The sequence below is a fragment of the Sphingomonas epibiotica genome, assembly GCF_039615155.1.
GTDB lineage: Bacteria > Pseudomonadota > Alphaproteobacteria > Sphingomonadales > Sphingomonadaceae > Sphingomonas.
Genome location: NZ_JBDGHY010000006.1, coordinates 257155 through 275701, shown reverse-complemented (window position 1 = coordinate 275701; position 18547 = coordinate 257155). Strand labels below are relative to the sequence as shown.

Here is an 18547-nt window from a genome sequence, read left to right as displayed (position 1 = left end):
GTTACTAATGATATCCATTCTTAACTAGCTAAATAATGGCCGAAACGGGCCTAACCCAGTGGCGTGATCCGTCCCTGAGAAAGCAGCACAATCAGCGCGCTACCCAGCAGCACGCGATAGACGACGAACGCCATATAGCCGCGGGTCGACACGAGCTTCAGGAATCCGACGATCGATGCATATCCCACGACGAACGAGATCGCGGTGGCGAGCAGCGTCGGCCCCGGCCCATAGGGACCGAACTCTCCCCAGGTCTTGAGCAGCTGATACAGCCCCGACGCCAGCACGGCGGGGATCGCCAGCAGGAAGGAATAACGCGCCGCCGCCTCACGGGTAAAACCCATGAACAGCCCGGCAGTGATCGTGCCGCCCGAACGCGAGACGCCCGGCAGCAACGCCATCGCCTGCGCAAAGCCGAAGGCGATGCCGCTGCCCCAGCCGAGCCGGTCGATGCCCCAGCGCCGCCGCCCGACCCGGTCGGCGATACCCAGCAGGATACCGAAACCGATCAGGCTGAAAGCCGTGAACCATAAATTGCGCAACGACGTCTCGATCGCGTCCTTGAATAACAACCCCAACAAGACGATCGGCAACGTACCGACGATGACCAGCCAGCCGATCCGGGCATTGTCGGCGTCATGCGCCGCCTGCCGTCCGAAGAACTGGCCGAGCCATGCCGTCGCGATCCGCCAGATATCCTTGCGGAAATACAGCAGCACCGCCGCCTCGGTCCCGATCTGGATGATCGCGGTGAAAGCGGCACCCGGATCAGTCCCCGACGGCAGGAACGCGCCGGCGATGCGCAAATGCGCGCTGGACGAGACCGGCAGGAACTCGGTCAACCCCTGGATCACGCCCAGGATCGCGGCTTCGAGCCACGATTGCGCAGTGCTCATATGCGGGCGGCTTTGTTGAAGCGGCCATTCTTGCGGTACGCGACCAGCCATTCGGGCGCGACCGTCGCCAACGGCACCGGACGGATGTCAAACGCCTCGATCCCCTGCACATCGCCGGCGACGACATTATCGCGCGACAGCATTGCCCACTGATCCTTGCTGATCGGCGTGAACGGCAGCGCCGCGATCAGCCCGCCCAGTTCGTTCGCGACCTCGACGAAGCGGACATCTCGCCCGACCGCGCGCGCGATCCAACGGTTCAGTTCCCCCATCGAGATCACATCAGGACCGCCGATCGCATAGGTCTGTCCGCCGAACCGGTCGGGATCGGCCAGCGCCTTCACCACCACCTGCGCCAGATCGACGACATAGATCGGCTGGAACCTGGTCGCCGACGCCATGACCGGCACGATCGGCCGCCCGAGCAGCGCCGGCGCACCGGCGATCATGCCGGCGAAGCGGTTGACGAAGCCGTCCTCACGCCCGAACACGATCGAGGGGCGCAGCACAGTCGCCTTCGGGAATGCCGCCCGCACCGCGTCCTCACCCGCCGCCTTCGACCGGCCATAGGCGGAGGGCGATGCCGGATCGGCACCGATCGCCGAGATCTGCACAAACGCCCCGACACCCGCCGCAGCCGCTGCCTCGGCGACATTGCGCGCGCCAGCGATATGCACCTTGTCGAAATCGCCCTCGAGAATGCCGACAAGGTTCACGACTGCGTCCGATCCCGCCACTGCGCGGGCGAGGGTGTCGGGGCGCGACAGGTCAGCGGCGACGAACTGCGTCTGACCAAGGCCGCCTTGGGTGCGCAGGTACAGCGCCTGGCGCGGATCGCGTTGCGCGATGCGGACCCGTGCGCCCGCCTTCAACAATTCCTGTACGACATAGCGGCCGACGAAACCGCCACCGCCGAACAGCGTCACCAACTGGTTCTTCATCGTGCCCGCCTTTGCTTGGCCCACATGCCTCTATGCCAGCCCCATGCCGCTCCCGCAGCAAAACGGCAAGGACAACGTAAAAATCGCAAAACAAGTTGTTGACACCCCGCCGCACCCCCCGTAGAGGCGCCCTCCTACCCCGTGCCCAGATGGCGGAATTGGTAGACGCACCAGCTTCAGGTGCTGGCGATCGCAAGGTCGTGGAGGTTCGAGTCCTCTTCTGGGCACCACTTCCGGTCAAAACCGCGAACTGCGGTTGCGCCGGTCATATCCCCCTTGGTCGCTGCTGCTTCAAGCACGGCCGTGCAGCCGGCGATGACGATCTCGTTGTCGTTGACTGAAACGTCGCCGACCAGCATCCGAACGTAGGAACGCCGCAGTTCCGCGTTCTCCCCAAGGATTTCGGCGCGGAGCATCGCACCAAATCGTTCGACTGCGGCTTCATCTACGAGGCGGGTGCCCGTGCCTAGCTGCGTCTGCAGGCTCCGCTCGGTTTCGGTCAGTGCGGTGATCGAGGCGCGGACCTCGGCGAGCTTGTCGCCGAAGATCGGGTCGCGCGGGCTCATCAATCCTTCTTCTACCAGTTCCAGCAGGCGACGGAGCCGGCCCTCTGCTGCGATCCGCTCGCGGCGTACACGATCGAGATCGTCCTTCCTGCGCTTTTCGGCGTCGTCCGATCGATCGAGGACTTCCGCCAAAAGCATCTTCAGCCGTTCGGGCTGCAGGATGCGACCGAGTAGCCCCTCGAGCACGATGCCGTCGAGCGCATCTTCGCGGATCGCCTTGCTCGGGCAACTTGCTGCCCCCGCCGTCGCCTTGCGATTGCAGACATAATAGCGATAGGCGCCGCCCTTGCCGGTGCGCAGCACCATGCCGGAGCCGCATTCGGAATGGCCGCAGGTCGCGATACCGCCCAGCAGAACGGGTGAATTCGTGATCCTCGGCGGTGTGACGGAGGGTGCTGCCCCGGCGCGAATGGCGGCAACGCGGGCGATCTGATCGGGTGCGACGATCTGCGGGCATGTAACCACGATCGCCTCGGCTTCTGCTGGCTTGATGCCTTTCGCGTCCATCGTGCGATCGCGATAGAAACCACCGTAATGCTGCCGCGTGAGGATGCCGTCGACGTTGCTATGGTAGAACGGCTTGCCGCGTAGTGTGTAACCGTTAGCGTTCAGGTGCGCGGCAATCGCCCGCGTTCCCATGGGCCGACCGGTGAGGCCCACGTCGGCGAGATCATAGATGAGCCGGACAACTGCCGCCTCGCTTTCTGCGGTGAAGAGCTTCTTGCGGCCCTTGCGGCCGTCGGTCACGACCACGCGCGATTCGTAACCGAAAGGAACGGGGCCGCCATTCCAATAGCCGTTGGCAGCGTTCCCGCGGCGGTCGCGGGCGGTAAAGATCGAAGCGTCGTTGGCGTATTTCTCGTTTACCAGACCGATCATGCCGCGCATGAAACGGCCATTCGCGTCATCGGCGATGTTCTCGATCACCGACACCAACTTGACACCTGCTCCATCCAGCTTGTGTTCAGCGGTCATTTGGGTGAGCAGCCGCCGCGCAAATCGGGAAAGTGCGTAAACGACGATCATATGCACAGGTCGGTGCGCGGCTGTCGCTTGCGCAATCATCCGGTCGAACTGTCGCCGCTTGAGTTTGCGCCCGGAAACGTTCAGCTCCTCGAATTCCTCGACGACTTCGACGCCTTCCTTCTCGCACCAGGCGCGACAGGCGGCGCGCTGAGCGGCGCCTGAGGCGTTGTTGCCGTCCTCGTCGTCGTTCGAAACACGAGCGTAGATGTAGGCACGAAGCGGCTGGGTCATGTGTGTCTTCCGATCAGTCGGCAGCATCGTCGAACAGCCCCGCAAGCCGACCGCGCAGATACTGGTATACGAGCGCCGCCTCGCCCGGCAGGAGCACATCGAGCCGCTCGGGGATGTCGGTGCTGACGCCCTTCGCATCAGAATCGACCGGACGCGATCGGTCAACCCCGGTGGACGGGACCGATAGACCCGTCTCGTCCGAAAACGAGTCACCCGCGCCCGCCGTCGAGTTTTCGGGCGACGAGATCGGAAGATCATGATCGGCCACGACCGAATCCCTGATGCGGTCGGTAGCCTCAGAAACCGAGGAGCCGGTCGACCGCCTCGTGGACAAGGTGGCGCACCTCGGCCTTTCGACGATCTTCCAGCTTGGTCATGTCGACCAGCAGGCGGATGCTCGGGAGCTGGTCGGCGCCCATCTCGACCATGGCGACGGCGTCGCCGCCGGAGTCCTCGACGCAGTCGATGATCGTCGGGGCCACGAGTTCGGAAGCCGGGGCGGAAACGTCTTCCGGTCCGTTCTTCGCGGAGGTCGGCTTAGCCTTGTCCGACTTGCCGATACCGAGCTTCGCCAACGCCTCCGCGGTGGCGAAGCGTTCGGGCTTCGCGAGCAGCGCCTCCAGCCTCGCGTCGAGCTTCGCGACCGCGCCCTTCTCGGGCGCGCGCTTCGGATGTGCCCTGTCATCCGCCGCGGCTTCGGCCCGAGCCTGCTGGACCTTGTACATATAGTCGATCGGCGGGTCGTCGGCCTTGACGTGGAGTTCGGCGAAGCGCGGCGCCTCCAGCATCGCCTGGGCGGCAGCCAGCTCGCGCGTGACCCGGCTGTCGATCCAGCCGATCCGGGCGCCCAGCACCAGCTGCGGCACGTTCCAGGCGAGGTGAAACTGACGAAGCAGGATCGACTTGTCGATCTTGCGGCTCTTGAGCGTCAGGAACGTCGCGGCGAAACGGTTGTAGAGGTCCGCGTCGTGCGTGCCGTCCCACTCGATAGCGCGGACCAAGAGGTTCGCGCTGTTGCCGAACTGGTAGCGCATTGCCATGACGCGCGCCCAGCCATCGACGACGTGCCAATCTTCCTTGACCTTCATCACGACGATGGGCGCAATATTTTCCGGCGTCTGAACCGCGTGGAGCAGCGCCTCCCCTGCGCCGCTGTCGAAGTCGTAGATGCCGCCCGGCGACTGGTCGCCGATCAGAAGGTCGCAAAGCGCGACCTTGAACTCGCCCGGCTGGCTCGGCGCGGCGGGGAAGTCGGCGAAGAGGCCGCCGTCGGTCCTGATTTCGGCGCTCTCCGTTCCCAGCGGATCGCCGCCAACCAGGTGCGCGGTGCTCCCCTCGACATCGCCATCCGCGTCGCCGGCCAGTTCCTCCTGCGTCAGCGACATGTCCGACGCCGCGGGGTCAGCGCTGCCCTGCGATACGGTCGTTTCCTCCGTTTCTGCTTCGTCGCTGATTGCGAGCATTGTATCCGGGTCGACGTCGTCCCCCGGCAGGATGGCTGCGTTGCCTTCCTCATCGGAGGCGATGTCGTGCGGCGGGGTGTCGTCTCGGTCTGCCGCAGGATCGTCGGTCGCACCGACAGGCTGGAGGGCTGCCGCGAAATCGGCGGCGATCTGGGTGAAGTCGGTCTGGTCGGTCACGTTCTGTCTCCCGTCGCGCGGCGAGTCGCCGGCGAGCGGGAGACCAATTATCGCTTCGTGGCCTTCGGATTTACCGGACCCCCCATCCCGGCGAGCCTGAGCCGCTCGAGCAGCAGGCGCTGTGAGGCGGTCGGCGGTAGCGGCGGCGCTGGCGACCCAATTGCTGCACGTCCCCGGTTGGGCGACCGAATACTGTCGGGCTGGCGGCAATGGGGGTCGCGCAGCATGTCGGTCGCAGCGACCTGCTGGCGCGCTGCGACCCGCAGGCAGAAGGCGAGCTCGTCCGCCGGTATCGACCGGTCGAAGCAGCGGGGGAATGCCGCCTCGTGATCGCGGCCGACATCCTCCCAGGCGACCTGCAGTCCCACGGTCTCACGATAGGGTTCGAACCAGACTTGCGGCATGAAGCAGATGGAATGACCGAGTGCCGGGAAAGCGGCCGAGATGAATTGGGAAGTATCCTTCTTCGCCTTTTTGACCATCCCGGCAAAGGCGTCGTGGCCGAGCCATTTCGATTGCGCGGTAATTGAGCCGGTGATTGGTAAGCCCTTTCTGAGTTCTGCACGCCATCGACGTGGGTTCGCGACGATGTCACTCAGAGTAATCGGGTGGTCGGGTTCCGCAGGGTTGTCCGCGATCTTCGCGCTGAATCGAGGCGCGCTTCGTACAGCAGTGATCGTTTCCGTTGCCTCCCGGATGATCGATCGGGCCGTGTCGGGGCAAATGCGTGCAATCATGAGCAACGCCAAGCGGCCGATTGCACTGTCAGTTTCGATCTCGAACAGCGGTGGCCCCAACACCGCCTTGCGCCCTTTCGATCCGCCGAGCCACGCCCGCACCTCGATCAGGAAGCGGATCGCCAGCGACCGGACATCGCGCCCTGCCAAGAAGGCGACGGGTTCCTCGCCTTGGACGTCGCGCAGACGTGAGTCGAGCGCGAAGGGCGGCGCGGTGCGGGCATTGAAGCCGGCGAGGTCGAGACCTGCGTCGCTGACGCAACCCACGATCTCGTCGGTCACATTGACATCGCCGCCGGGGCCGAGCGATCGGTGCGGGTGGCGAGCGTCATGGCCGGTCGCCAGCCCCTCGTCGAACAGCAGGGCCAGCGCGCCGCGATGACACCACATGCTGCCGACGTAACGACCGGTCGGATCGTCCGCCGCCACGGCGGCGCCCAGCATCGAGGTGGATGCAAGCGCCGACAGCAGCCTGGTCATCGTCACACGGTGCCTGCCACCGATCGCGTGCATGAGCTCGAACGCCCTTTCGGCCTCCCAAAAGATCGCGACGACGGTGCGCAGCTTGTCGGCAGAATCCTTCCTGACGCGCAGGAACGGCATGTCGGGCAAGCGCCGGTTCTGGCGCGAGAGGTGGTCGACGGCCTTGGCGTCGCGGTGCCAGACGGCGTCGAACATCGCCGGCCATGTGACCCGCAGCGTCTCAAGCAGGCCGATCCAGTCGATCAGGGTGACGTCGAGCACTTGGCGAAGCAGCTCGTCGGGGACGTGGTCGGCGTCATAAGCATGTCCGGCGTAAGCCGGATCATCGGCCAGCCTGCCGTTGTCATCGCGATACACGCGACAGAGATCGGCATCGACGCCGAACCAGTTCGACCAGCGATAGATTGCCGCCCGCCACAGGTCGCTGGCGCTGACCGGCGACCGAAGCGCCGCCTCCCGCTCGGGCGGCACGTTCTTCTCGTAACGGCGGGCCATGACCATCATCCGGTCGAACACGGGGTGGAATTCCCCCACCATGTCACGCAGGCCGGGCAGCCGCCCATGGCGCCATCCAGCGCGTCGAGTCTCATGCCCCATGATGTGGATGCCCGCCGCGGACGGGGCCGACCAGTCCTTCGCCTTGTCGAGAACGGACGTCGGGACGGCATCAGGGTCGGCGGCGATCTCCGTAGCGATGCCGGCGGCAACGCTGGCCATCAGATGATTTGGCTGTTGCCGGAAGCGCAGCGCGCTGGCGCTAGACATTGCGGCCATTGGACTTCTCCAGTTCGTCAAGGAACGCCATGGAGTGGCTGCGGGCAACAGCGATCACGTGTGCGGTCCATCGGGTCATGGTCCTTTCTAGGATCGACACCCGGTCCACCGCGAGTCGGCCTGCTTCCAGCGCCTTGATCACGTCCCGGATCGGGACGTCGGCCGCCAGTTGCGGCCGAAGGCGCGAAAGGTCATCCGCCAGCGCGACATATTCGCGCTCGATCTGCCGCAGGTCACGCACCTGGTGGTAACGCATGTAGCGATCGGTCCATTCGAACCCGGGCGCGCTCGGCGGCAGCGGCGTCCGGCGGGTTGCCGAATGCGCGAACAACAGGGTGTGCGCTTCGCCGAAGGTGGAAGGGATGATCGCCGCCCGGCCATCCCGGATAGCCTGCCTCCGCAGCACCGACATCTGGTCAGGCGTCGGAGGCACTGCCAAGGCTGCGGGGTCGTCACCGCATGCCTCGCGCTGCTCGTAGCTACGGTGCAGGCTGCGGAGGAACGAGGCGTCCAGGTCGATCTGCTCGATCATCGCCACAGCGCGCATGGCCTCGTGCCGGACGAAGCACTGCAGGTCCTGCTGCAGCGCCATCAGCCGCTCGCCAAGCGCTGCCGCCTCATCGTACGCTGCCACGAACACGGCGTCATCGGTACTCGCGAGCCTGGCACCCAGATCGAGCAGTTCCAGCCTGATCTCCTGTCGCTCGCGCTCGATATCGTCGTCGGTCGAGAGGTCGTGCATCACGCCGTGACGGTCGGTCCAGCTAAAGGTCGTCGTCACGCGCTCACTCCCTTGTAGCGCAGGTTGGCACGCGCGGCGTCGAGCCAGTCGTGTGCGCTGCCGCGCAGCAGATGCCCCGGCAGATCGATTTCCCACAGCGCACAGGTCGCGCGGATCAGGTCCTGCTGACCCATCGTCATGCGCCGCTGGCGCCAGCCACCTGTGAGGCGCATCTCCTCGTCAGCAGCGAGCCACGCGTCGTGTTCGCCGAAGTAGCGATCGGCGCGGCGTTTCCACGCAGCATATTCCCCTCTCGCCGCCAGCTCGGCAGCGGCAAGGTCGATCGCGCGCACCAGCACCGCGCCGGCATCGCCGCCGGGCAGATGGTGCGCCGCCTCGGTCAGGCGCTGGATCAGTTCGTCGACGCTTCCGCTCAGCAGGCCATCGAGCCGCCAGCTGTCGGCAGCACCCAGCCCGCGACCGCGCAGGACGAAGCCGAGCGCGATGGCTCCGGCAACGTCCTTGGGGTCACGCTGGACCAGCGTCGTATTCGCGGCCAGCAGCGCCCTCCGCCGGAGCGCGTTCGCCGTGTGGCGCGCGATGAGCAACGCCTCACTGGCAACCCCTGCCGCGTCGCCCTCCATATCGATCGTCTGTCCAGCAACGCCGATCGACTCGCTGTCGTCATTCATGGTCTGGCTCCTTCCAGGAGCCATCAACCAGATCGACGCAGCTTTATTTACCGGACCCCCCTTTGTTGAGCGGTAAATGGAAAAGTAGCGGCATTGAGGGGGCAGGCATCAGGTATTAAGATAGTGAAGTTCAAGAGGGGGTGTTGGCGAAATAAATCTTTCAGCTCGCTGAAAGCATCGCGACCCGCCTTGTCGGGTCTTTGATGGACACCCCCTCTTCTTTGTTTGGATGTGCGGCGTGCAATTGCAAATTTGCAATTCAGGTGAGGTCTGGACCTCGATCACGGCAGCCCAGGCGCACCGGATCGTGCGCAAGCGCACGGGCGCGATCGCCCGGATGATCCGCGATGCGCGTAAGGCCGAGAAGCAGGAAGCGCGCGAATACCGCCGCGCTGAGCGGGGCTTGCAGCAAGAATTGCGCGAGGCGGATCGGCGCAGCCGGGCGCTATGGAAGCGCATCAGGATAAAGCCGGATGACCGGCCGCGGACCGCGATCGAACGCAAGCCGGAGATGCATCGGTCGACGCGAACCGGCTGGCTTGCGGCCGCCTCGCAGCTGCCGCGTTATTCAGGGCAGATCACCGACCGAGCGGGACGCGTGGGCATCTTCTTCCGCGTGCGCTACTACGGGCACGCTACCAAGGCGGGAGTGAGTCGCCGCGCGACGCTGTACATCTGGCAGGGCGCGCACGAAACGGACGATGGCCGCATACTGTTCATGTCCAACGTCGGCGAGACGGTCGAGGAGGCGGTTGCCGCACTTGAAGCTGTCGAACTGTTCAACCGGGAGGCGCAGGGCGGGGCGAAGGTACTGTTCCACGCCATCGCCAACGTGCCGTATCAGTTGCTGGAAATGGATCGCGGCATCGAGCGCATGTTCGAGATCGGCAGGCGCTTCGCCGAGGAGCAGTTCGGCGATCGTGATCTGCCCTTTGCGCTGGCGCTGCACCCGCCGTCCGAAGACGGCGATCAGCGCAACTGGCATCTGCACCTCCTGTTTTCGACTCGTCCCATGGTTCGCACCGGCGACCATGAATGGGATATCGGCAGAATGATGCGGCGCGAGATCGACAACCCGGACGCGTTCGAAGCAATGCGCCACCTTTACGCTGCCGTCCAAACCGAGGTCGTGCAGGAAGCGGGGCTCAGCATTCGGTACACCGCCTTGTCGAACGCCGAGCGCGGTTTGCCCATCGCGCCACAACAGCACCTTGGTCCGGCGCGGACGGCGCGTGTCCGCCGAGGTCAGCTGGACGCTGTCAATGAACGAAACTGGGAGAAGAGCCTTGCGGGCGAGGCGGCGCTGCTCGACGAGCACCTCCGACACGCGCAGGAAGACACAGCGGCGGAAATGGCGTTGCTCGATCGCGTCAGGGAACGTGCGGCACCGATACTGATTATGATGACACCTGTGCCACATCTGTCGATCGCTGCAGCAATTCCGCAGGGACTGTCGATCGCCGACGTTCCTGGCGTTGTCGCAACCATCGGTGACGATGCGCTACCGCGGCCGATGACGATCCAGGTTGCAAATTTGCAATCGGTCGTCCGGCCGATCCCGGCTATCCCGGCTGCGGCTTTGCTCCCGGGACCCTCGAAGACCCCTGCGATACCTGGCGTGACGGCAGTGCGTGACCGGCAGCATCGGCTGAGCGCCGTTCCAAAGAGTATGGACCGCGACCAGGTCCGCATCATACCCTCGCTTTCGGTCAGCGCCGTGACGCCGATGCCGCACCGTCCGACAATTTCTGCATTCAGCCGTTTCGCGGCATCTCGCGTGAACGCTGCTGTTGGGCATGACCCGGGACTGTCGATCGGCTTCTCGCAACACGCTGTGAAGCGAACGATCGACGTGCCGAAGCAGGCTTTCGCGTTGGAGGTCGACGCGGTCAATCGGAACGTCCAGCAGATATTCGATCTGCTTGAACGGCGTAAAGCCGAGGCGGCGGCGACACGAGATCGCCTGCGCCGTGAGCGGCTGACACTGCAGCGCATCCAAGCCGAACGTCTGCTTGAGGAGGACCAGCGCAAACGCGAAGAGGAGCGTCAGCGCGAGGAAGCGGCAGACGCCCGGCGTGTCGCGGCAGAGTACAACTCAGCCAAGATTCTCGACGCGATGCTGACGGCCGTTGAGGCCGAACGAATTCTGATAGCGTTCGACGGCGACGACCGATGCGTGGTCAACGATGCCGTTCTGACGCGCTTCGGTGTCGAGCCCGCCATCATCTCTTCTCGAAACGTGCAGACGCGGCTGGATGAAATTGCTGATCGCCAGCGTGCTGAGATTTCACGCCTTGGAGTTTACCTCGCCTCCCACGCCGGTGATGCCGTTCATGCCCCTCAAGGATGGACTCTGTCGGCGAGGGCACCTGCTGACCTCCGCCGCATAGCCAAAGCTTGGCGGCATGAGCCCGCGCTGCAAAGGGCCTTCTCTGAAACCGCTGCGGCGTTCAAGGCATCGCAGAAGCGGATACCGTGCATGTCAGCACCAATGCCCGCTGCCTCCTCCGCCGTGCGGCGCGGTGTCGGGCCTGCACGAGCCGGGGCCCGGCTGCCCGCGCAATCGCAGGCCATGCGGCAGGTTCTCGCCATAGCCGCGGCCCAGCGCGAGGCCTTGAACAGGCGATGGGAGGAGGACCGTCGACTGGATGAGGCACATCTTGCCATCAGGCCGGCGACTGAAACGCAGATGCCGGCGCAGACACCGGCACGACGACCGTCGCCGACGAACCGCAGTCAGGAGCGCTGAGAAGCCCTTTCGTCGATGAGCTTGGCGACAGCTTGCTCGCGGCCATCACAAAATTCGATCGGAGTTTCGCCTGCGCCCCAGGTCATCCGGTGCATCACCGAGCAGTGGCAGAACAGTTCGTCTCCCTCGGTCCAATACCACATTGACGAAGGACAGTCGCGGCAGGCGACCTGATGGCCAGGCACTGGCTCACCGAGACCATGCTCGAGATGATCAAGCGTCGGACTGAAATACGGATTTACCGGCACATCGCTATCGGTGTCTTCGTCGTGTGCCGAGTTTTGCATTGGGAACCAATGAAACCAAACGCCTTAACATCCCGTTGGGATTTCTCCGTCTGAACGGCAGCCGTTTGTTCAGACGATCGAGAAGCCGGCCGGTGACCGGCGTCCGCGATTAGGGTGTTGAAGGGGAAAAGGTGCGTGTTCGCGCCGGTCCCGGCGCTCTGATCGTATCCGCGGGGGCGTCCCGCTTTTCATGATGAGGTGAAGCATGAGCGCATCTTCGCGCCCGCCAGGCCATGCCGGCACATCCGGCGCGGTGCTGGCCTACGATCTCGAGACTATCGCGCCGCCGATGCCGGACGGGTCGTTTCCGCCGTGGCCAACCCATGTGCCGGTCGCTGCCGGCTTCGCCGAAGCACGGCTGCGGGGTGGAGAATGGGCCTTCGACATCGCCGCGCTGGTCGTGTCCGGCGACACGCAGGAGGCCGACCTGATCCTTGAGGCCGATCGACGGATGGCGGCAGCGCAGGTCGTGACGTCGTACAACGGTCGCGGTTTCGACGCGCTCGTCCTGCGCCTCGCTGCCCAGCGGAACCGGTTGTGGAACCTGAAGGCGATAGCCGACCATGCGGCGGCCAACCGCTTCGGCGGCGAACATGCCGATCTGGTGGACCTCTACAGCAGCCACGGCCGCAAGGTGTCGCTTGCGGCGATCGCCGAGCAGATCGGCGTGCCGGTCAAGACCGATATCGCCGGCGGCGATGTCGCGGCATTGTGGGAGCGTGGCGAGGTCGAGCGCATCCGCCGCTATGTGGCGGAAGATGCGGTCGCGACGCTGATCCTCTGGTTCGCATGGACGGCTTCGCGCGCCGCGAACGAGACGCTTGTCACCCGGCCGATGGCAGCACTTGCCCGGCATCTGGAGCGCACGCCGAACCTCGGTCATCTCTCCGGCTTCGTCGATTGCGCGTTGATGCGCTGGTGCCGCCCGCGCGCGCTTCATGCCGATATCGCTGCCGCACTCGATCGGGTCACGGCGAAGCTCGGACGTGAGGAGGACGAACGGGCCTTCGCGGCCGCCTGACCGCTACCCGCATCGCCAGCACCGCCGGCCCGGCCATCCCCGTGATGGCCGGGCCGTTTCTGTTTGAAGGACCCTGCATGAACACCGATACCGTCATCCTCGCGACCGCGTGGATCCATCAGCCCGCCCTGTCGACCCGCCCTGCACGCACGCTCATCGTCGGCGCGGCCACGCTCACCGTGCGCTACCGCTTCTGCGACCTCGGCTTCGATCTCGAAGCACACAGCACCACCGTCACCGACGACCCGCACGAAACCATGACCTGGCTCGCCGAGCGATTGCACGTTCCCCCCGCGCGTCTGTTGCTGTGGCGCGCCGAGGATATCGTCGTCCCCTCGCTGATCTCGGCCTGCGATACCGCGCGGGACACGATGGCGGCAGCGCGACTGCTGCGCGAACTCAAGCTGGTTTTCGAGGGCGACGTGATCGACGTCGCAGAAGGATATGGCGGACAAGCCGCGACGTCGTTCGACGCGGTGGCCCACGGGGCCGGTGCGCCGTTCGTACAGCTGAGTTCCGCCGATCTGGCGGAGGCGCATCGAACCGGGTGCCACGGCGCGATACGCCAGCACCTCGCCGCGCGGGTGAAGGCGACATGGCAGCTGTGGCTGAAGGGGCGCGAAGATGGCGATTCGCTGATCGCGGCGACTGATACCTGGCTGAACACGCCAGACGCGGAGGTGCGGGCATGATGGTGCTTTTCGACAAGCCGCATGTCCGCCCGTGCGTGTCGATTCCCTCTGACGGCAACGAGGCCAATGAATGGATCGCGTCGATCCCGCACCTGTATGAGCAGCTGACGTTCCCGCTGCCACTGGCGGGGGCGTCAACGCTGCCGCGATCCCGTGGCGGCGATGAGCCGCGCCTCGCCGCGGCCCTTCGGGCCGAAGCGCCATGGCTGGGCAAAGCCATCGACCGGATCGCCGATCAGGCGGCAGTGCAGTTGTGGGCGGGGCGACCGTGGCTGGCGTTCCGGCCGCTGCTGCTCGTCGGGCCGCCGGGTGCAGGCAAGACGCATCTGGCGCGGCGGATCGGCGAACTGTCGGGCTGCGGCAGCGCGATCCTGTCGCTGGCCGGGGTCAGCAGCAATTCGGAACTGGCGGGTAACCCGCGCGGCTTCCGCCACGCCCAGCCGTGCTTCCCGGCGATGGCGATGCTGCGCGCACAATGCGCCAACCCCGTCATCGTCATCGACGAGGTCGAGAAGGCTGCGTGCGGCGACATGGGGGATCCGGTCGGCACGCTGCTCGGCCTGCTCGAACGATCCACCGCCCGTCGATACTTCGACGGCTGCCTCGCCGCCGAGATCGACCTGTCCCATGTCAACTGGATCCTGACCGCCAACCGGGTGGATCGCCTGCCGGCGCCGCTGCTGTCTCGGGTCGATGTGGTGGAGGTGACCGGTCCCGGTCCTGACCATGCCGAAGTGGTTCTGGCCGGCCTGTGGCGTGCCGTCGCCCGGGACGTCGGCCTGCCGCCATCGGCGCTGCCGCGTATCGAGGCGGCGGCAGAGACGGCGCTGATGCGCCTGTTCCGCAACACCCGCTCCGTCCGCCGACTGCGGCGCGCGATCGAGACGGTGGTGGCGGTGTCCGCGCGACACGTGCCCCGCACGGTCAACTGATGCCCTTCGGGAATGAGGATGATGAGCACCGTGGGAAACGGGAAAAATGCTCCGGCCACAGGCCGTCACCAGAATGGAGTAATAAGATGACGACGACCAAGACCCTGCCGATGCAGGTCCGGCACCAGAACTGGATGCTCGCCCTGCGCGCGCTCGCCGGCGTGCCGACGTTCAGGCCGGTGAACGAAAGCATCCTGTTCTGCGCGACCGGCCCCGGCGGCATCGAGCGCGGGATGGAACTGGCCCGTGTCGCCCAGGAGGCCGAGCGCGACGTCATCTGCGCGCACTGGGCGAACACCAAGGCAAAGCGGCCCTCCGGCTACACCGTCGTCCTGCGCAACGTGCTGTCCGTCGACGTGCTGAGCGGCTGCACCGCCTACATGCTGGAGGAGGGGCCGCTTGCCCTGGTATCGACCAAGGAGAAGATGACGGTCTGGGTCGGTGACCGTGGCCTGCTGCAGCGTGGCCATGGGGTGCCGCATCACTTCGCTCGGGGTACACGGCTGGCGGCCGCCCGTATCCGCGATGCCGCCGATGGCCGGGATACCGAACTCCTCGACGGCAACCGCTTCATGCCGATGGGTGGCGAATGGACCGCGTCCGACGCGCCTGTCGACGCACCGGTCCGCCTGTCCTGACGAGCCTGCGGGTGCCGCCCGCCATCATGATGATCATCGCCGACGCCGCCCCTGACCCGGGCGGCGTCGGCGTTTTTAAGGAGCTTGCGACGATGTTCATTACCAAGGCAGACGTGGCGCATGCCCGCCGCACCCTGTTCCGCGACGACGATGCCGACGCCGAGATGGACGAACAGGGGCTTGGTCACCCGGACCGCCGGATCGACTTCACCATCCGGCCGGTCAGCGCCGAATGGCGGCTGGTCGGCCGCAAGCCCGCCTACCGCACGGCGCGGGCGAACGTGCAGTATATCTGGCGCGACAGCGTCGGGCGCGACCGCTTTGGCGCGATGCCACGCTGGTTCGGTGAGCGGACCTACGACCTGCGATCCTTCGGGCTGCTGCTGCCCGGCAGCGCACCGCGATGGGCGGCCAAGGATTACGCAATCTGGGACCGAGTCGATGCGGCCACGGCCGCCACCGGCGATCCAACCGAGGTGTCCGCGTGGCACATCCTGGCCGAGTTGCCGGCGGGACTCGATGAACGCTGGTGGGAATGGCTGGCGACCACGTTCGCCGAACGAAACCTCGTCCGCCTGGGTGCCCCGGTGGCCTATGCGGTACACGCGCTTGCTGCCCCGGAAGGCGGCTGGGCGATTGCGCCCCATGTCCACATGATCGTGCCCGCGCGGCGCTTCCGGTCGGGAGCCCAGCATGGTCAGCGCATGCCGACCTGGGCGGGCTATGCAGGCAGCCAGGTTCGGCTGGAAGGCGCATGGCGCGCTACCTGTGGACTGGCGAAGGTGAAGGGTCGGACTTCCGCGCCTTTCATGGTCGACGACCGGGCCATGACGGACGCGGCAACATTCCGGTGGCTGGCACGCAGCCTCAAGACCGAATGCACGGTGTCACCGGATAACAGCGAACCTCGTGCGGCGATGCCCGCGGCCTGACGAATGAAAAGGATGACGATGAAAAGGAATATCGATGACCAGATCGGTCAGAAGTTCGCCATCGCGGCCGGCATGTTGATGGCGCGGATGTTCTCGACCCCGCTGAAACCGAACCCGCGGCGCTGCTCGTTCGCAGCCGGTCCTGCATCGGTGGGAGCGCGTGTCACCCTGCCAAGTCCGGACTCGAGGTTCGATGTGGTCGGCCTCGGGTTCATTCCCGGCCGGGAGTGGAAGGGGCCGGTGGAGGTGTTCGTCGAGGAGATGCGCGACAACGAGGCGAAGGTCTGGACCGGCTGCAGCTTCTGGGCGGGCACGCATGACGGTCCGCTTTACCTGCTGACGGACGATGCCAACGTGTGTTTCAGCTTCGACGGGCACGCGCTCATCCCGCTTGCCGGCGACCCAGGCGATCGCGCCGCTGGCATCAAGCGGGCGCAGGCACGCCTGAAGCAGGCGGCTTTACGTTTGCCGCTGCACGAGATTGAGCGGCAGCGGATGATGTAATTGCGCATGAGTCACGCCCTTGGCCCGGCAACGAATCTGATAGTGTCACCACATCGAAGGCGACGGTCAAAATCTACCGCTCGCCATCGCGTAATGCGGTATATTGCCAGATTACGAGCGCAGACTTAGCATCCGTTAACATGCACCAGAAGGATGTTCAGTTCCTATTGCCGATCGTCGTCGTGGCTCGTGAGAACAATACTGATTGCGGCAAGCGATGTCGCCTTTCAACGCCAGAATGCATGACTGAAGCGCGTGGACCGGGGGCGACGTGACACGCTCCCGTTCGCGAACGTTGCGCGGGCATGCCGCACTTCAGGCCGCTGTCGAATGGTTCGGGCCACCCACTGATCGTCCCGAGGAACTGCGGGGCGTTCCCGCCCGCAACGATTACGCCAACCGCGAAGCAATCCTTGCATTCCTGGCTGATATGGATGCGCGTGGGAGCCGGCGCGTTTACCTCAGGCCAAGCGCTTTCGATGGCGCGCAGGACAGCGTTCCCCTCGGCTCTGCGCGCTTTCGCCCTCTCATCGGCGATCCTGATGTTGATGGCGACGGTGGGGTTTTCGGCTTTGGCCGTTGGGGTTGCAGCCTTGAAGGGGTTCGCATTCGCATCAGCGCGCCTGGCGTGCTCGAGATGGGCGATCGCTGGGGTGACGGCGAATCGTTCGGCAGCCATGCGGATGCCCCATTCGATGATACGATCTGGGACACTGACGAATGGGACTTGCCCGTCCCCGTCCAGCCGCTGAGCATTCCCGCCAGCGCCTTGGAGCATTTCTTGCCCCGCGCCGCAGCCATCGCAGCAGACGTTCTCGCGACGCATCCTACCGATCGCGCCACTGCCGGTGCGGCGATTGCTGGGCACATGAAGGCCTGCCGCCCTTGGTCCAGTCCTCCGCCGGTAACCTGGTTCGCAAGCCCCAGCGCTGCCCTAGACGCGCGATCTGCAGCGAAGATCGGCTACGGCAATCTCGCACGTGATCTGCGAGATCGACCGCTCTTCAACTTCGATCAGGAAACCACCGTAAGGCTGAACGGCAGCGCCGCCAGTTACGGGCATTCGTTATGGGACAAGGGCTGCGGCACCGCTGTACGGGATGCGGTATGGCGGCTGGCCAGCGCGGCGCTGGGGTATGATGCACATCGGGCCATGCTCGATATGATCATCGCACGCGGTGTCCAGCAGGGCTTCGACCATATGGGCCTTATCGCTGATCATCAGCGTCTCGCCTTCTACGAGTTCCTGCGGGCCAACGGCGCGGATCTGTCGGATATTGTCGCGACCTTCGCCACCATGACTAGCGCCGTCTGGTTGATGTTCCCGACACCTACCATGGTTTTCGCGGTTGATCGGCCCGTGGCAGCGGTTGCAGATGAAGAAGGGATCAGGCTCGTATTTTCGGACGACAGTCGTCTGTTGCTACCGCGCTTGGTCGGAGATTGATGTCCGCTTGGTCAACGCAGTTAGCTTCGTTCAGACTATTAAATCCTTTCGAAAATACGGACCGACAAAATATCAATAGGCGGTGACAGGACAATAGTCCGCGATGCTGTTCATTCCGGCAAACATAACGGCCATTCGAATCGTCCGATCGACGAGGAGAGCAAAAACTGCTCCACCCGATCTACTGTCGTAATCTCCGTATCTTTACTCAACACGCATTCCCAGACCAATCCGAAGCGCCAGCCCAGTTCCACAAGCTCGGCCTCGGTCTTTACATCGCGCTCAACGTTTTGGCGAAACTTCAACGCCCAAAACTCGGAATTCGTCGACGGGTTGGTTGTCTTCTTGCAGCCATGACGATGCCAAAAACATCCGTGCACCTGAATGACGACACGATGTTTCGGAAACACCAGATCGGGTTTTCCGGGAAGGTCCCGGACGTGAAGGCGGAACCTGAACCCGCGCGCATGCAATGCGGATCTCAGGACGAGTTCGGGCCGCGTATTCCGCCCCCGGATGCCCGACATCATCCGGGACCGAGTTTCCGGCGAAACTATGTCGGCCAATCGGCAGGCTCCAGCGGTTTCGGCCTGGTCAGGGCCACCGGAAGACATATAGGAAACTTTCTCAGGGAGGCC

17 protein-coding genes, 1 tRNA gene and 1 pseudogene are annotated in these 18547 nt (G+C 64.9%); 9 read left to right on the top strand and 10 right to left on the bottom strand.

All coding sequences use genetic code 11. From position 1 onward, the window contains the following. Positions 1-50: 50 nt before the first annotated feature. Positions 51-896, bottom strand: a complete 846-nt coding sequence (locus tag AAIO73_RS13940; RefSeq protein ID WP_345878804.1) for an undecaprenyl-diphosphate phosphatase — start codon at positions 894-896, stop codon at positions 51-53. Then, the gene (locus AAIO73_RS13935) at positions 893-1837 is read right to left on the bottom strand and encodes a complex I NDUFA9 subunit family protein (protein WP_345878803.1); all 945 of its coding nucleotides are present in this window, start codon (positions 1835-1837) and stop codon (positions 893-895) included. Before AAIO73_RS13935 ends, AAIO73_RS13940 begins: the two co-directional genes overlap by 4 nt. A gap of 143 nt (positions 1838-1980) precedes the next feature. On the opposite strand from AAIO73_RS13935, the gene AAIO73_RS13930 reads away from it, so the two are divergent. Next, positions 1981-2067, top strand: a tRNA-Leu gene (locus AAIO73_RS13930). A 519-nt stretch (positions 2068-2586) separates the two neighbouring features. On the opposite strand, the pseudogene AAIO73_RS20305 reads toward AAIO73_RS13930, so the two are convergent. From AAIO73_RS20305 to AAIO73_RS13900, 6 genes and pseudogenes are all read right to left on the bottom strand, one after another. After that, positions 2587-3660: pseudogene (locus tag AAIO73_RS20305) on the bottom strand (recombinase family protein); the annotation flags it as partial. Positions 3661-3673: 13 nt separating this feature from the next. Then, complete coding sequence (locus tag AAIO73_RS13920; RefSeq protein ID WP_345878801.1) at positions 3674-3928, bottom strand: hypothetical protein; 255 nt, start codon at positions 3926-3928, stop codon at positions 3674-3676. Positions 3929-3956: 28 nt separating this feature from the next. Further along, complete coding sequence (locus tag AAIO73_RS13915) at positions 3957-5300, bottom strand: hypothetical protein (protein ID WP_345878800.1); 1344 nt, start codon at positions 5298-5300, stop codon at positions 3957-3959. A gap of 47 nt (positions 5301-5347) precedes the next feature. After that, entirely contained in the window at positions 5348-7237 is a 1890-nt protein-coding gene (locus AAIO73_RS13910) for a hypothetical protein (protein ID WP_345878799.1), read from the bottom strand. A 40-nt stretch (positions 7238-7277) separates the two neighbouring features. Beyond that, a complete protein-coding gene (locus AAIO73_RS13905; RefSeq protein ID WP_345878798.1) occupies positions 7278-8075 on the bottom strand; it encodes a hypothetical protein in 798 nt (265 codons plus the stop codon). Further along, on the bottom strand, positions 8072-8707 hold the full coding sequence (locus AAIO73_RS13900) for a hypothetical protein (RefSeq protein ID WP_345878797.1): 636 nt from the start codon (positions 8705-8707) through the stop codon (positions 8072-8074). Before AAIO73_RS13900 ends, AAIO73_RS13905 begins: the two co-directional genes overlap by 4 nt. A 238-nt stretch (positions 8708-8945) precedes the next feature. Here AAIO73_RS13900 and AAIO73_RS13895 point away from each other — a divergent pair, with 238 nt between their 5' ends. Next, entirely contained in the window at positions 8946-11456 is a 2511-nt protein-coding gene (locus tag AAIO73_RS13895) for a MobA/MobL family protein (protein ID WP_345878796.1), read from the top strand. On the opposite strand, the gene AAIO73_RS13890 is transcribed toward AAIO73_RS13895, so the two are convergent. Then, complete coding sequence (locus AAIO73_RS13890) at positions 11444-11743, bottom strand: hypothetical protein (protein ID WP_345878795.1); 300 nt, start codon at positions 11741-11743, stop codon at positions 11444-11446. The genes AAIO73_RS13895 and AAIO73_RS13890 overlap by 13 nt on opposite strands. A gap of 205 nt (positions 11744-11948) precedes the next feature. Here AAIO73_RS13890 and AAIO73_RS13885 point away from each other — a divergent pair, with 205 nt between their 5' ends. The 7 genes from AAIO73_RS13885 to AAIO73_RS13855 all read left to right on the top strand — a co-directional run bounded on the left by AAIO73_RS13885 (position 11949) and on the right by AAIO73_RS13855 (position 17909). Further along, a complete protein-coding gene (locus tag AAIO73_RS13885; RefSeq protein WP_345878794.1) occupies positions 11949-12764 on the top strand; it encodes a ribonuclease H-like domain-containing protein in 816 nt (271 codons plus the stop codon). Between the two features lie 77 nt (positions 12765-12841). Continuing rightward, positions 12842-13456, top strand: coding sequence for a hypothetical protein (locus AAIO73_RS13880; protein ID WP_345878793.1), 615 nt, complete (start codon positions 12842-12844; stop codon positions 13454-13456). Then, entirely contained in the window at positions 13453-14388 is a 936-nt protein-coding gene (locus tag AAIO73_RS13875; RefSeq protein WP_345878792.1) for an AAA family ATPase, read from the top strand. The genes AAIO73_RS13880 and AAIO73_RS13875 overlap by 4 nt, the downstream gene beginning before the upstream one ends. A gap of 86 nt (positions 14389-14474) precedes the next feature. After that, complete coding sequence (locus AAIO73_RS13870) at positions 14475-15026, top strand: hypothetical protein (protein WP_345878791.1); 552 nt, start codon at positions 14475-14477, stop codon at positions 15024-15026. A gap of 26 nt (positions 15027-15052) precedes the next feature. After that, positions 15053-15958, top strand: coding sequence for a MobA/MobL family protein (locus AAIO73_RS13865; RefSeq protein WP_345878790.1), 906 nt, complete (start codon positions 15053-15055; stop codon positions 15956-15958). Positions 15959-15976: 18 nt separating this feature from the next. Further along, positions 15977-16462 (top strand): hypothetical protein, encoded by a 486-nt coding sequence (locus tag AAIO73_RS13860; RefSeq protein ID WP_345878789.1) that lies wholly within the window; start codon positions 15977-15979, stop codon positions 16460-16462. A 271-nt stretch (positions 16463-16733) separates the two neighbouring features. Continuing rightward, positions 16734-17909, top strand: coding sequence for a hypothetical protein (locus AAIO73_RS13855; RefSeq protein ID WP_345878788.1), 1176 nt, complete (start codon positions 16734-16736; stop codon positions 17907-17909). Positions 17910-18019: 110 nt separating this feature from the next. Here AAIO73_RS13855 and AAIO73_RS13850 read toward each other — a convergent pair whose 3' ends face one another. Continuing rightward, the gene (locus AAIO73_RS13850) at positions 18020-18475 is read right to left on the bottom strand and encodes a very short patch repair endonuclease (RefSeq protein ID WP_345878787.1); all 456 of its coding nucleotides are present in this window, start codon (positions 18473-18475) and stop codon (positions 18020-18022) included. Positions 18476-18547: the final 72 nt, after the last annotated feature.

Excerpts from the sequence above, each read along its gene's own strand:
- AAIO73_RS13940 (WP_345878804.1), bottom strand. The coding sequence starts at position 896 with ATGAGCACTGCGCAATCGTGGCTCGAAGCCGCGATCCTGGGCGTGATC.
- AAIO73_RS13935 (WP_345878803.1), bottom strand. The coding sequence starts at position 1,837 with ATGAAGAACCAGTTGGTGACGCTGTTCGGCGGTGGCGGTTTCGTCGGC.
- AAIO73_RS13910 (WP_345878799.1), bottom strand. The coding sequence starts at position 7,237 with ATGGCCAGCGTTGCCGCCGGCATCGCTACGGAGATCGCCGCCGACCCT.
- AAIO73_RS13900 (WP_345878797.1), bottom strand. The coding sequence starts at position 8,707 with ATGAATGACGACAGCGAGTCGATCGGCGTTGCTGGACAGACGATCGAT.
- AAIO73_RS13890 (WP_345878795.1), bottom strand. The coding sequence starts at position 11,743 with ATGCAAAACTCGGCACACGACGAAGACACCGATAGCGATGTGCCGGTA.
- AAIO73_RS13885 (WP_345878794.1), top strand. The coding sequence starts at position 11,949 with ATGAGCGCATCTTCGCGCCCGCCAGGCCATGCCGGCACATCCGGCGCG.
- AAIO73_RS13880 (WP_345878793.1), top strand. The coding sequence starts at position 12,842 with ATGAACACCGATACCGTCATCCTCGCGACCGCGTGGATCCATCAGCCC.
- AAIO73_RS13875 (WP_345878792.1), top strand. The coding sequence starts at position 13,453 with ATGATGGTGCTTTTCGACAAGCCGCATGTCCGCCCGTGCGTGTCGATT.
- AAIO73_RS13870 (WP_345878791.1), top strand. The coding sequence starts at position 14,475 with ATGACGACGACCAAGACCCTGCCGATGCAGGTCCGGCACCAGAACTGG.
- AAIO73_RS13865 (WP_345878790.1), top strand. The coding sequence starts at position 15,053 with ATGATGATCATCGCCGACGCCGCCCCTGACCCGGGCGGCGTCGGCGTT.
- AAIO73_RS13860 (WP_345878789.1), top strand. The coding sequence starts at position 15,977 with ATGAAAAGGAATATCGATGACCAGATCGGTCAGAAGTTCGCCATCGCG.